The organism is Microbulbifer maximicatervae (SeqCode) (genome assembly GCF_052467825.1).
Genome location: NZ_CP174327.1, coordinates 2,207,348 through 2,219,681, shown reverse-complemented (window position 1 = coordinate 2,219,681; position 12,334 = coordinate 2,207,348). Strand labels below are relative to the sequence as shown.

Genomic DNA, 12,334 nt, shown 5'->3' with positions numbered 1-12,334 from the left:
CACCCTACCCCTGAGGTGGCTCTGTCACCAGGCCGACGCTGGGCGCTCCCGCCTGCTGCAGTTCGGTCATGGCATTGACGATCAGGCCGTAGCGGGCCTCGGTGTCACCCCACACCAAAACCGGGGTTCCCGGCTTTTGGCGCAATACCTTAGCGACCGTTTGTTTAATCTCTGCGAGCGGCTTGGCGCTCTTCTCGTCAGTCCCCAGATTTAGGTAATAGGTGCCATCGGAGCGCACAGAAATAATCAGCGGCTCCTCATCGGTTTCCTCCATCGGCGCCGAGGGCGCGTTTGGAAGGTCGACTTTGACCCCCTGCATCAACAATGGTGCCGTGACCATAAAGACAATTAGCAGCACCAGCATTACGTCAATGTAGGGCACCACATTGATCTCGGAGACCAGCTTCTTTTTGGTTCCCTTGCGAAACACACTCATAGGGTTCGCCTATTCACTACTCAGCCGGAATGCACTTTGCGGTGCAGGATAGAGGAAAACTCCTCGGCGAAAGTTTCGTAGCTGGACAACAGCGACTCCGCTTTGGCGGAATAACGGTTAAAAGCCATCACCGCAGGAATTGCTGCAAACAGGCCCATAGCCGTAGCCACCAACGCTTCACTGATACCAGGTGCGACCGTAGCAATAGTGGCCTGGTGCATAGTGGCGAGACCACGGAAGGAATTCATAATCCCCCACACGGTGCCAAACAGACCGATATAGGGACTGACAGAGCCTACGGTTGCCAGGAACGGTAGGTTCATTTCCACCTTTTCCTGCTCCCGGGACATAGCCACACGCATGGCCCGCTCAGTGCCTTCCATCACCGCTTCAGGGCCGCTGCTGCCCTGTTGGCGCAGACGGGTAAACTCGGTAAAACCGGCGCGGAAAAGGGACTCAACACCATCCGTCTTGCCTTTTTCCGCTCGTTCGTTACCTTCGCGGAAGAGTTTGTTCAGGTCGGCACCGGACCAAAAGCGGCGTTCGAAATTGTTCAGGGAGCGCTTGGCCTGGGACAGGTAAAGCCCGCGCTGGATAATCATCACCCAGGACACCACAGAGGCCAGTAACAGCAGCAGCATTACTAACTGTACCAACAGGCTGGCGTTCTGGATTAGCCCCCAAAGAGAAAGTTGTTCACCGGCGTTCATCTTCTTAAATAACTGCCTTTAATGCTGAATAAATAGGTTCCGGCAGGGCACAGGGCCTGCGGCTGTCGTCAGCGACACAAGCAACTTTGACCACACCTTCGCAAATTAGCTCATCGCCGCGCCAGATTTTTTGCTCAAAAGTCACTGCGGCCCGCCCCAGTTTGCCAATCGAGGCCGTAGCGCGCAATGCATCATCAAGAAGTGCGGACTTTCGATACTGGATCTCGGCGGAGTGCACCACCAGTAACAGACCCTGTTCTGGCATCGCCGGCTTATCATACCCGAGGGAGCGCAGCAGTTCTGTGCGCGCGCGCTCCATATACTTCAAATAATTGACGTAATAAACGATACCACCTGCGTCGGTATCCTCGATATAAACCCGCAGCGGAATACTGAAAACTTCCTTCACCCCATCCTCTCTCTACTTATTATCGGGCTTCGGCAGGCCGAAGTGCTCGTAGGCCAGGCCGGTCGCCACTCGCCCTCGCGGTGTACGGGCGATATAACCCTGCTGAATCAAGTAGGGCTCTAACACATCTTCCAGGGTATCCCGCTCTTCACTGACTGCTGCAGCGAGACTGTCCACCCCCACCGGTCCACCATCGAACTTCTCGATCATGGCCAATAGCATACGGCGATCCAGCTGGTCGAAACCACGGGAATCCACATTGAGCATATTAAGAGCGGCATCGGCAATGCCGGAATCCACGGCACCATCACCTTTAACTTCGGCGTAATCACGCACGCGGCGCAGCAGGCGGTTGGCTATTCGGGGGGTACCCCGAGCGCGACGAGCAACTTCGAGAGCACCACCTTCATCCATCTCCACTCCCATCAGGCCAGCGGAGCGACGGACAATACTGGTGAGATCCTCAACGTTATAGAACTCAAGCCGCTGGACGATGCCGAAGCGATCCCGCAGTGGCGAGGTAAGCAGGCCTGCCCTTGTGGTGGCGCCCACCAATGTGAAGGGTGGCAGGTCGAGCTTAATCGAACGCGCCGCAGGTCCTTCGCCGATCATAATATCCAGCTGGTAATCTTCCATCGCCGGATACAGTACCTCTTCTACATGGGGGCTGAGGCGGTGAATCTCATCGATAAAAAGCACATCCCCCGGCTCCAGGTTAGTCATCAACGCAGCCAGATCGCCAGCCTTCTCCAGTACCGGGCCCGAGGTGGTCTTAATGGCCACTCCCATTTCGGCGGCGATGATATTTGCCAGGGTGGTTTTACCCAGCCCCGGCGGGCCGAATACCAGGGTGTGATCCAGGGCCTCTTTGCGCAGCTTGGCAGCCTGAATAAAGATCTCCATTTGCTCCCGCACCACTGGCTGACCCACATAATCATCCAGGGTTTTGGGGCGCACGGCGCGGTCGTACTGCTCTTCCTGGCCCGAGGGGCCCACGGGCTCCGGTGCCACCAAACGGTCGGCTTCGATCATTGCAACAACTCCAGGGCCTCAGATTAAGCGGGGGCCATTCCCTTAAGGGCCAGGCGAATCAAAGTCGCACTATCGGCATCCGGCTGCTCCTTGCTGGCGCGGGCCACCATTTTACTGGCTTCAGTGGGCTTGTAACCCAGAGCCGCCAGGGCGCTCTCCGCTTCACCGGTGTGATCCACCTTGGGCTCGGCAGCAGCGGCCATCAGGGGGATATCGTTGGCGTCGCCAAAATCCGGGGTCAATTTATCCCGCAGCTCCACGATCAGGCGCTCAGCAGTCTTTTTACCGACGCCGGGGACTTTGACCAGCGCCGCTACATTATCCTCCGACACACAGCGGGCCAGGGCAGCGCCGTCCAGCCCGGATAAAATAGCCAGGGCCATCTTGGGACCCACTCCACTCACCTTGATCAGGGTGCGAAACAATTTGCGGTCCCCATCGCGAATAAAGCCATACAACTGCTGGGCCGTTTCGGACACTGCCAAATGGGTGTGCAACTGTACCGGCTGCCCCAATGCGGGCAGCTCAAAAATCGTGGTCATGGGTGCGAGCACTTCATAGCCCACCCCTTGTACATCCACCAACAACAGGGGCGGCTGCACTGCGGCCAGGGTACCGCTCAATCTTCCAATCATGTGTTATTCCAGGTTTATATTGTCTGCGCCCTTTATGGGGCCAATTCTACCAGCCGATCACACGCTCAGGCGGCCGCGACGAAAACGACTGCGCGCACCGCCAGCGGTAAATACCAGGGTTTGTTCGGTATGCATATGACACAGAGCTACGGCAAGTGCATCGGCGGCATCCTCCTGCGGTGATGCAGGTAGGGACAGCAGGGTTTTCACCATATGCTGGACCTGCAATTTATCCGCTCCACCGTTACCGACCACTGCCTGCTTCACTTTGCGAGCTTCATATTCGGCTACTGCCAGACCGCTATTTGTCCCTGCCACAATAGCTGCCCCCCGGGCCTGCCCCAATTTCAGGGCGGAGCCGGCGCTCTTGGACATAAAAACATTTTCAATTGCCATCTGAGCAGGCTGGTATTGCTGCGCGATCTGGCTCACTGCATCAAATATCAGTTTGAGGCGCTCAGGCAGGGGACCTTCGGGAATACGAATCACCCCGCTGGCCACATAGCGAGCCTTGCCCCGCTCCACATCGATAATTCCATAGCCCGTTTTTCGCGAGCCGGGGTCAATACCCAGGATTCGGGTCAAAAGGCAGCTCCCCAAATATCTGTATGTTTATATAGTGGTGGGAGTGTCCCAAGGTGAACAGGAAGCGTCAAGGGAGGGGGAGTAAGAAGGGCTTGAAAAGATAAAAAACCAGAGGCGGGACAGTAGCCGCCTCCAGTTACGGAACCGGCTTTAGCCCAGCTCCTCCATCACCTCTGCCGGAATATCCGCATTGGTGTAAACGTTTTGCACATCATCCAAGTCTTCCAGCATCTCGATCAGAGCGAGTACTTTTTCAGCACCGTCTTTATCCAGCGGAATCGTGGTGGACGGAATCATGGCAATTTCGGCACTGTCCGGGGTAAAACCGGCTGCAACCAGGGCGTCCTTAACCGTCAGGTAGTCCTGGAATTCAGTGGTAACTTCAACACTGCCGTCATCGTTGGATTCGATATCCTCAGCCCCGGCTTCGAGAGCTGCGTCCATCAACGCATCTTCATCCACTCCGGTCTCATAGAACATCTGACCTTTGCGGGTAAACAGGTAGCTTACGGAGCCGTCGGTGCCCAGGTTGCCACCGCGCTTGGTGAAGGCGTGACGCACTTCAGCCACGGTGCGGTTGCGGTTGTCAGTCAGGCACTCCACCAAGACCGCTACACCACCAACGCCGTAGCCCTCGTAAACTACGGCTTCGTAGTTTTCACCATCCGCATTGCCAGCACCACGGGCGATAGCTTTGTCGATGGTATCGCGCTTCATATTGGCGCCCAAAGCCTTATCGATAGTGGCGCGCAGCGCCGGGTTATCGTCCGGGTTTGGACCCGATTTGGCGGCTACCGTCAACTCGCGAATGATCTTGGTAAAGACCTTGCCCCGCTTGGCATCCTGAGCTGCTTTGCGGTGCTTAATATTGGCCCATTTACTATGTCCGGCCATTTTCCGTCTCTCTTCAGTCAGTGCGTAGGATGAGCCAAAGAGCGAAGCGAATCGCCCATCACTACGATTGGATGGGCCCGCTTCGCTCGGCCCATCGGGGAAAAATCAGCTGATTTTTTCTTCTTTTTGTCGCAGGCGAATACTCAGCTCACGCAGTTGTTTCGCATCTACAGCACCCGGGGCATCTGTCATCACACAGGCGGCGCTCTGGGTTTTCGGGAAAGCGATAACATCGCGAATAGAGTCACTGCCGGTCATCAACATCACTAAGCGATCCAGGCCAAAGGCCAGGCCACCGTGGGGCGGCGCACCGTATTTAAGGGCATCCAGCAGGAAGCCGAACTTCTCGCGCTGCTCTTCAGCATCGATACCCAGGATGCGGAATACCGCTTCCTGCATCAACTGGTCGTGGATACGAACAGAACCACCACCCAGCTCGGTGCCGTTAAGTACCATATCGTAAGCGCGGGAAAGTGCTTCGAGCGGATTCTTTTCCAACTCTTCCGGGGTACAGGAAGGCGCAGTGAAGGGGTGGTGCAACGCAGTCAGGCTGCCGTCGTCATTTTCTTCAAACATCGGGAAGGCGACAACCCACAAAGGCGCCCACTCGCTGGTGTACAGATCCAGGTCTTCACCCAGCTTGCAGCGCAATGCACCCAGAGCTTCGGAGACAATCTTGGCCTTGTCCGAACCGAAGAAAAGAACGTCACCGTCTTCCGCTTGCAGGCGATCGAGAATAGCTGCACGGGTTTCAAGCGGCAGGAATTTAACGATTGGCGACTGCAGACCATTTTCCAGGTCAGAGCGATCGTTAACCTTGATGTACGCCAGGCCCTTGGCGCCATAAATACCGACAAATTTGCCGTAATCGTCCAGCTGCTTGCGGGTCAGTTTCTTACAACCGCCAGGTACTTTAATCGCAGCAACACGTCCCTTCGGATCATTGGCCGGCCCAGAGAACACCTTGAAGTCCACCTCGGTCATCAGGTCCTTGATCTCCACCATCTCCAGCGGAATACGCAGGTCCGGCTTGTCGGAACCGTAGCGCAGCATCGCCTGGTAGTGGGTCATGCGCGGGAATTCACCCAGATCAACACCCTTAAGCTCTTTAAACAGCTTGCGAACCATATTCTCGGTGATCGACATGATTTCCTCTTCGTCGAGGAAGGAGGTCTCAATATCAATCTGGGTAAATTCAGGCTGGCGATCAGCGCGCAAATCCTCATCGCGGAAACACTTGGCGATTTGGTAGTAGCGATCGAAACCAGAAACCATCAGCAACTGCTTAAACAGCTGTGGTGACTGTGGCAGGGCGAAGAACTTGCCCTCGTGGGTGCGGCTCGGCACCAGGTAATCCCGGGCACCTTCTGGGGTGGCGCGGGTCAGGATTGGGGTCTCGATATCGAGGAAGCCGTGCTCATCCAGGTAATTGCGGATTGCGGTAGTCAGCTTGGAACGGAAATACAGGTTGTTCTGCATTTCGTTGCGGCGCAGATCCAGATAGCGGTATTTCAAGCGGATATCTTCACCCACCTCGGTGTGCTCATCCAGCTGGAAAGGCACTGTCTCAGCGGTATTGAGGATCTCCAGCTCTGTGCCGTAAACCTCAACTTCACCGGTCACCATATTGGGATTCACGGCCTCTGGGGCACGGGCGCGGACACGACCTGTCACTTTAAGCACATATTCGCTGCGCACGCGATCGGCCATCTCGAAGTGTTCGGCCGCATCGGGGTCGAACACCACCTGTACAATTCCCTCGCGGTCGCGCAGGTCGATAAAAATCACTCCGCCGTGATCGCGGCGGCGGTCGACCCAGCCACAGAGGGTTACTACGCGGTCAATGTCCGCAGAACGAAGGACGCCACAGTAATCGCTGCGCATGGATGAAAATTCCCGTTATCGATAGGTGAAAAGATTAGTTAGAGGGTACACCGCACGGACAGCCCCGCACAGCTCGCCTAGGCCGTCTTTGCCGCCGCTGTGCCAGACATGTCGCTTTTGGCCTTACCACTGTTGGCAGAGTCACCGCCAGCGAGGTTTTTCTTGCTACCAGTTTTAAAATCAGTCTCATACCAACCGGCGCCCTTCAGGCGAAATCCAGCCGCTGAGATTTTCTTGCGCAGCTCGGCCTTCTCGCAAGCTGGGCAGTCTTTGAGCGGGTCATCGCTCATCCGCTGCAAAGCTTCCATTTCATGGCCGCAGGCATTGCACTGGTATTCATATATCGGCATTACACAGTACCTGGTGCTTAAAAAAAGGGGGAGAGAGTATACATGAGGCCTACAGAGGTAAGAAGCTGCATGGGTCTTTTCCCTGGGTAAAGCGTCCCATAAAGGCGACGTGAGGCTAAAAAATGTAAAAAAAGCACTATTTTTCTAGTATTTCTTCGTGCGGCCGAACAAAAACTATATATACTTCCCCCATCACCCGCTGAGACACCCGTAACGGATGCAGCGCAGCGGGAGAAAAAACACACTTTTACCGGATATATACCGAACAACAAAGAAGGAAGTAAGCCATGGCTGTCTCCAAGAAAGCTGCTACTAAAAAGGCCCCGGCAAAGAAAGCTGCGGCCAAAGCTGCACCGGCCAAGAAAGTAAAAGCAATCAAGGAAAAGTACACTAAAACCCAGGTACTTAATCAGATTGCAGAAAGCACTGAGCTGTCCCGCAAGCAGGTTCAATCTGTTCTGGACGAGCTGAACGATATCATCGAAGGCCACATCAAGAAGCGCGCAGTTGGCGAATTCACCCTGCCGGGCCTGATGAAAATCACCACCGTGAAAAAGCCGGCTAAGAAAGCTCGCAAGGGTATCAACCCGTTCACCGGTGAAGAGACTACTTTCAAGGCGAAACCTGCCAGCATCCAGGTTAAAGTTCGCCCACTGAAGAAGCTGAAGGAAATGGCAGAGAACTAATACACTCTGTAAAGCCTCAGCTTAAAAACCCCGCTTATGCGGGGTTTTTTATTCACTCCCACTCCAAGCCAGTGCCCAGGCACCTGCTAAATAGATACCCCGGTATAGCAAAAGGCAATCCGCATTGAGGCAATACTGCCCCCAGGCAATATTTATTGCCCAGCGAATAGCGTAAAATAGCCAGCTTACCCGTAATAGAATCCATATAATTCCTATGCGCGCATCTCGTTATCTCATCGCAACCCAAAAAGAAACTCCCAACGACGCAGTGGTGATCAGCCATCAGCTGATGCTGCGTGCCGGCATGATCCGCCGTCTGTCTTCAGGTCTCTACACCTGGCTGCCCACCGGGTTGCGAGTGTTGCGCAAAGTCGAGCGCATTGTTCGCGAAGAGATGGACCGCGCTGGCTCCCTGGAAGTACTGATGCCGGTCGTGCAGCCGGCAGAGCTTTGGGAAGAATCCGGCCGCTGGCAGCAGTACGGCCCCGAACTCCTGCGTATCAAGGATCGCCACAACAATGACTTCTGCCTGGGCCCGACCCACGAGGAAGTCATCACCGACCTGATCCGCGGCGAAATCAATAGCTATAAGCAGTTGCCCGCCAACTTCTACCAGGTGCAGACTAAATTCCGCGATGAAATCCGTCCGCGCTTTGGCGTAATGCGCGCGCGCGAATTCACCATGAAGGATGCTTACTCCTTCCACGTGAACGAGGGTTCCCTGCAGGAAACCTACGATATTATGCACGGCGCCTACTGCCAGATTTTTGAGCGCATTGGCCTGGACTACCGTCCGGTACTGGCAGACACCGGTTCAATCGGTGGCTCCAGCTCTCACGAATTCCACGTGCTGGCGCAGAGCGGCGAAGACGATATCGCCTTCTCCACAGAATCCCGCTACGCCGCCAATGTCGAATTGGCAGAAGCGGTTGCCCCAGCTGGCGAGCGCCCTGCCCCATCCCAGGAAATGCTGGAAGTCCATACGCCGAACCAAAAAACCATCGCCGATGTCAGCGAGTTTTTGAAAAGTGATCCCGCTCACTCAGTAAAAACCCTGATTGTTCTGGGCGAGTGTGAAGAGGGTGAAACCGCTCCATTAATTGCCCTGGTACTGCGCGGCGATCACGAGCTGAACGAATTAAAAGCAGAGAAGCTGGCTGGAATCGCCAGCCCTATTCAGTTCGCCTCGGAAGAGCGCATCGCCGAAGAACTCAGTTGCAACATTGGCTCCCTAGGCCCGGTGGGCATAAAGATCGAGACTGTTGTGGATCGCTCTGCAGCGCACCTGGCAGACTTTATCTGCGGCGCCAATCGCGATGACTACCACTTAACCGGTGTGAACTGGGGTCGCGATGTTGAGTTGGGCCGCGTCGAAGACCTGCGCAATGTAGTGGCAGGCGACGCCAGCCCCGATGGCCAGGGCACCCTGGAAATCAAACGGGGGATCGAGGTCGGCCACATTTTCCAGTTAGGCGACAAGTACAGCCGCGCCATGAATGCCACAGTACTGGATGAAAACGGTAAAGAGCAGGTTATGTCCATGGGCTGCTATGGCATCGGCGTTTCCCGAATCGTCGCTGCGGCCATTGAGCAGAACCACGACGACTCAGGGATTATCTGGCCCACTGCGATTGCACCTTTCCAGCTGGCGATTGTGCCAATCAATATGCACAAGAGCGATGTGGTAAGGGAAAAGTGCGAGCACCTGTATGAGTCCCTGCGCAGCAAGGGTATTGATGTATTGCTGATGGACGAAGCCAAAGCGCGACTGGGTGCTATGCTCGCCGATGTGGAGCTGATCGGTATTCCCCATCGCATTGTTATCGGCGATCGCGGCCTGGAAAAAGGTGTGGTGGAATATAAAGGTCGCGGAGATGCGGAAAGCCAGGAGTTTGCCGTATCCCAGCTCGAAGAAGTGTTATTGGAAAAATTTAATCAATAATTGTCGAGCCGCCCGGTCTGCCCCCAAGCAGGCCGGGACCTCTTACGGCAAAAGTGCTTTTTATCGGCGGCGTCACAAAATCACGCTGCCCATTTTGCCGGGCTTTTCGTAGAATCACCCCATGATAAAAAAAGCCACCGCCCTCTTGTTGCTCTGCCTTACCTGCTGTGCCGCCCAGGCTCAAAGCAGTAGAGCCGAGATCGACCCGGAGTTGCGCCTCGCCCTGCAGGACGCAGTTACCCAGGCCGACAGCTTTGTGGACCGCTTCGATGCGGAAGTGTGGCTAATGTCTAAATCCCAGCCTCTGTCCCGCTATATCAAAGATCCCAAGCGGCGGATGCACGTACTGAAAGCAGTCCACCGGGAGGCAACTCGGGCCGGGCTGCGCCCGGAAATTGTATTGGCGGTTATCCAGATTGAGAGTGCTTTTGACCCCTATGCGATATCCCGCGTTGGCGCTCTGGGTATGATGCAGGTAATGCCATTCTGGAAAAATGAAATCGGTCGACCCGACGATAACCTGATCGATATGGACACCAATCTAAGGTACGGATGTACCATTCTTAAACACTACATCAAAAAAGCCAAAGGCAATCTAGCCAACGCCCTCGCCTATTACAATGGTAGCTACGGCCGCCATACTTATAGCAGCAAGGTCCTGGATGCCTGGGCCGAGCGCTGGAGATAAACGATGACCGCCGGCTACTTATTTTTCTCCGGCGGCGCATGCGCTCTTCTTTTATTGGCGGCAACCAAGGTTGCTATACATCACTACCGGCTTGTTGCCGGGCGCTGCTTACTGGCCCTGCTGATAGCCGTGATCTGCTATTTACTCTGGCCCATCCTGCCACAATTGAGTGGACCTACTGCGCTCTTGCTTAACCTGCCAATTACTCTGATTCCCGCAATTTTTTGGCTGTTTACTCACCTGTTATGCCGCGAGGAAGAGCCTTTTCCCCTGTGGGGCTGGATTCCGATTGGTATTACCCTGGTCATCGGCATAGTGGCCTACCACGCACCGTTGCCATTGACGTCAGATCAGCAATCCCCACTATTTACCCTTTCGCAGCTACTCAAACTCGGCTTAATCAGCCTCGGCCTACTGACACTACAACGGCAGTTTCACCTGGACTTGGTCGCAGAGCGCCGACGCCTGCGCACAACCCTACTTATCGCCGTCGGCGCCTATATGCTGGTGGTAATTGGCGCAGAATCTATCTTTGCTTACCGCCCGCTTCCCAACGGTGTGCCGACACTGCACGCACTATTTGCCAGCCTGTTGTCACTGGTTGCCTGCCTATGGTTGCTGGCCCTTTCCCCCAGCGCTCTGGGAGAATCCCTGCCGCGCCCGAAGAGCAGCGAGCCAGAGGAGGAAGAACAGCCTTTAGCTCCGCCACCTGAACTGGATGAACAACAGCAAACCCAGCTGCAAAAATTACAGGAACATATGCACAACGGTGGTTATCGCCACACCGGACTCACCATCAGGGAGCTCGCGGAGCAGTTGGATATTCGCGAACATGTGCTGCGTGTGCTGATTAATCGCCACCTGGGTTATCGCAATTTTAACGAATACCTAAATCAGTTTCGTATTGATGAAGCCAGCAACCGGTTGGCAGATCCGGAACAGGCCCATTTGCCAGTACTCACCATTGCTCTGGACATCGGCTATCGCTCCTTGAGCCCATTTAACGCTGCTTTCAAGCGCCGTCACAGCCAAACCCCCACTGAGTACCGCCGGGAAAAGCTGCCCGCCTGAATCTCCTCTCCTGAAAGAATCCGTCAGCATTTTTTCATATTCCGTAAGCCCGCAAAGTAAAAGGCTCCCAGACTGGGAGCGCGGTGAAAGCGATTTTCCCGCTGCGTGCCCGGCTCACCGAGACCCGATTTAACACCGGTGAGTCTCCCTTCAATAGAAGAATAATGATGGTGAGAATATGGATTTTTTAGTCGACATATCCCAGGACGGAGCCAAACATTTCCAGTTGAGTTTATTTCGCTATGTGCTGGCCGCTTCAGTAATGAGTATTTTGGCCGGCTGGCTATTTCGCTCCTGGATGAACCGGCGCCGTATCCAAAAGCGTCGTGCCGAGTGGAAAGATATTCGGCGGGAGGTGAGTTATTCACTATTAACGGTGTGTATCTTTACCCTGGTAGGGGTTATTACCACCATGATGCACGATCTGGGACTGACCAAATTTTACTGGCAGTGGAGCGATTATCCACTCTGGTGGAGTATTGCCAGCCTGCCAGTGGTGATTTTGATCCACGACGCTTATTTTTACTGGACCCACCGAGGTATGCACCATCCCAAGGTGTTTAAACACTTCCACCGCCTACACCATCAGTCCAGAACACCCACGCCCTGGACGGCATACAGTTTTTCCGTAGGTGAAGCGGTCCTGATGGGCGCTTTCTCTCCCCTAATTGCGCTGATACTGCCGCTTAATCCAACTATTTGGTTCACCTTTTTATTTATCAGCATCTTCCGCAACGCCATGCTGCACACTGGCCGCGAGTTCCACCCGCGCAGCTGGGTCGACGGCCCTATGGACAGGCTCACCACCACGACTCACCACGACTTGCACCACCAGCGCTTCCAGGGCAACTACGGCTTTTACTTCACTTGGTGGGATCGCTGGATGGGCACAGAATTTAAGGACTACAAGCAGGTCTTCCGGCAAGCGGTGGATGGGCAATTACACGGGGGAGAAAAAGAGATGGAAATAGACAATGGCGCAGCGGAAGGCGCAAAAGCTCACGCTTAACCC

14 protein-coding genes are annotated in these 12,334 nt (G+C 54.9%); 5 read left to right on the top strand and 9 right to left on the bottom strand.

Annotated features, from left to right (window positions below):
• Positions 1-4 precede the first annotated feature (4 nt).
• The 9 genes from tolR to ACJJII_RS09835 form a co-directional block, all read right to left on the bottom strand.
• Complete coding sequence (gene tolR, locus ACJJII_RS09875) at positions 5-436, bottom strand: protein TolR (protein ID WP_282934232.1); 432 nt, start codon at positions 434-436, stop codon at positions 5-7.
• A gap of 20 nt (positions 437-456) precedes the next feature.
• Positions 457-1,146, bottom strand: coding sequence for a protein TolQ (tolQ, locus tag ACJJII_RS09870; protein WP_413664412.1), 690 nt, complete (start codon positions 1,144-1,146; stop codon positions 457-459).
• Between the two features lie 4 nt (positions 1,147-1,150).
• Positions 1,151-1,555, bottom strand: a complete 405-nt coding sequence (gene ybgC, locus ACJJII_RS09865) for a tol-pal system-associated acyl-CoA thioesterase (protein WP_282934233.1) — start codon at positions 1,553-1,555, stop codon at positions 1,151-1,153.
• Positions 1,556-1,567: 12 nt separating this feature from the next.
• Positions 1,568-2,587 (bottom strand): Holliday junction branch migration DNA helicase RuvB, encoded by a 1,020-nt coding sequence (gene ruvB / locus ACJJII_RS09860; RefSeq protein ID WP_413664411.1) that lies wholly within the window; start codon positions 2,585-2,587, stop codon positions 1,568-1,570.
• Positions 2,588-2,610: 23 nt separating this feature from the next.
• Entirely contained in the window at positions 2,611-3,222 is a 612-nt protein-coding gene (gene ruvA, locus ACJJII_RS09855) for a Holliday junction branch migration protein RuvA (RefSeq protein WP_282934234.1), read from the bottom strand.
• A 57-nt stretch (positions 3,223-3,279) separates the two neighbouring features.
• Positions 3,280-3,807: a crossover junction endodeoxyribonuclease RuvC gene (ruvC, locus tag ACJJII_RS09850; RefSeq protein ID WP_444914738.1), complete on the bottom strand. Its 528-nt coding sequence runs from the start codon at positions 3,805-3,807 to the stop codon at positions 3,280-3,282.
• 150 nt (positions 3,808-3,957) lie between these two features.
• Positions 3,958-4,701 carry a YebC/PmpR family DNA-binding transcriptional regulator gene (locus ACJJII_RS09845; protein WP_282934236.1) on the bottom strand — a complete coding sequence of 248 codons (744 nt, stop codon included), beginning with the start codon at positions 4,699-4,701 and terminating at the stop codon, positions 3,958-3,960.
• A 105-nt stretch (positions 4,702-4,806) separates the two neighbouring features.
• Positions 4,807-6,585, bottom strand: coding sequence for an aspartate--tRNA ligase (gene aspS, locus ACJJII_RS09840; protein ID WP_282934237.1), 1,779 nt, complete (start codon positions 6,583-6,585; stop codon positions 4,807-4,809).
• 77 nt (positions 6,586-6,662) lie between these two features.
• Entirely contained in the window at positions 6,663-6,935 is a 273-nt protein-coding gene (locus tag ACJJII_RS09835) for an FmdB family zinc ribbon protein (protein ID WP_444919003.1), read from the bottom strand.
• Positions 6,936-7,222: 287 nt separating this feature from the next.
• Here ACJJII_RS09835 and ACJJII_RS09830 point away from each other — a divergent pair, with 287 nt between their 5' ends.
• From ACJJII_RS09830 to ACJJII_RS09810, 5 genes are all read left to right on the top strand, one after another.
• On the top strand, positions 7,223-7,621 hold the full coding sequence (locus tag ACJJII_RS09830) for an HU family DNA-binding protein (RefSeq protein WP_282934239.1): 399 nt from the start codon (positions 7,223-7,225) through the stop codon (positions 7,619-7,621).
• Positions 7,622-7,835: 214 nt separating this feature from the next.
• A complete protein-coding gene (locus ACJJII_RS09825; RefSeq protein ID WP_444919002.1) occupies positions 7,836-9,563 on the top strand; it encodes a proline--tRNA ligase in 1,728 nt (575 codons plus the stop codon).
• A gap of 121 nt (positions 9,564-9,684) precedes the next feature.
• Positions 9,685-10,251 carry a lytic transglycosylase domain-containing protein gene (locus ACJJII_RS09820; RefSeq protein WP_108731817.1) on the top strand — a complete coding sequence of 189 codons (567 nt, stop codon included), beginning with the start codon at positions 9,685-9,687 and terminating at the stop codon, positions 10,249-10,251.
• A 3-nt stretch (positions 10,252-10,254) separates the two neighbouring features.
• Entirely contained in the window at positions 10,255-11,322 is a 1,068-nt protein-coding gene (locus ACJJII_RS09815) for a helix-turn-helix transcriptional regulator (protein WP_108731816.1), read from the top strand.
• 178 nt (positions 11,323-11,500) lie between these two features.
• Positions 11,501-12,331 carry a sterol desaturase family protein gene (locus tag ACJJII_RS09810; RefSeq protein WP_444919001.1) on the top strand — a complete coding sequence of 277 codons (831 nt, stop codon included), beginning with the start codon at positions 11,501-11,503 and terminating at the stop codon, positions 12,329-12,331.
• Positions 12,332-12,334 lie beyond the last annotated feature (3 nt).

What these genes read in the sequence shown, in the direction of transcription:
- tolR (WP_282934232.1), bottom strand. Translation starts at nt 436, where the DNA reads ATGAGTGTGTTTCGCAAGGGAACCAAAAAGAAGCTGGTCTCCGAGATC.
- tolQ (WP_413664412.1), bottom strand. Translation starts at nt 1,146, where the DNA reads ATGAACGCCGGTGAACAACTTTCTCTTTGGGGGCTAATCCAGAACGCC.
- ruvB (WP_413664411.1), bottom strand. Translation starts at nt 2,587, where the DNA reads ATGATCGAAGCCGACCGTTTGGTGGCACCGGAGCCCGTGGGCCCCTCG.
- ruvA (WP_282934234.1), bottom strand. Translation starts at nt 3,222, where the DNA reads ATGATTGGAAGATTGAGCGGTACCCTGGCCGCAGTGCAGCCGCCCCTG.
- ACJJII_RS09845 (WP_282934236.1), bottom strand. Translation starts at nt 4,701, where the DNA reads ATGGCCGGACATAGTAAATGGGCCAATATTAAGCACCGCAAAGCAGCT.
- aspS (WP_282934237.1), bottom strand. Translation starts at nt 6,585, where the DNA reads ATGCGCAGCGATTACTGTGGCGTCCTTCGTTCTGCGGACATTGACCGC.
- ACJJII_RS09835 (WP_444919003.1), bottom strand. Translation starts at nt 6,935, where the DNA reads ATGCCGATATATGAATACCAGTGCAATGCCTGCGGCCATGAAATGGAA.
- ACJJII_RS09830 (WP_282934239.1), top strand. Translation starts at nt 7,223, where the DNA reads ATGGCTGTCTCCAAGAAAGCTGCTACTAAAAAGGCCCCGGCAAAGAAA.
- ACJJII_RS09825 (WP_444919002.1), top strand. Translation starts at nt 7,836, where the DNA reads ATGCGCGCATCTCGTTATCTCATCGCAACCCAAAAAGAAACTCCCAAC.
- ACJJII_RS09820 (WP_108731817.1), top strand. Translation starts at nt 9,685, where the DNA reads ATGATAAAAAAAGCCACCGCCCTCTTGTTGCTCTGCCTTACCTGCTGT.
- ACJJII_RS09815 (WP_108731816.1), top strand. Translation starts at nt 10,255, where the DNA reads ATGACCGCCGGCTACTTATTTTTCTCCGGCGGCGCATGCGCTCTTCTT.
- ACJJII_RS09810 (WP_444919001.1), top strand. Translation starts at nt 11,501, where the DNA reads ATGGATTTTTTAGTCGACATATCCCAGGACGGAGCCAAACATTTCCAG.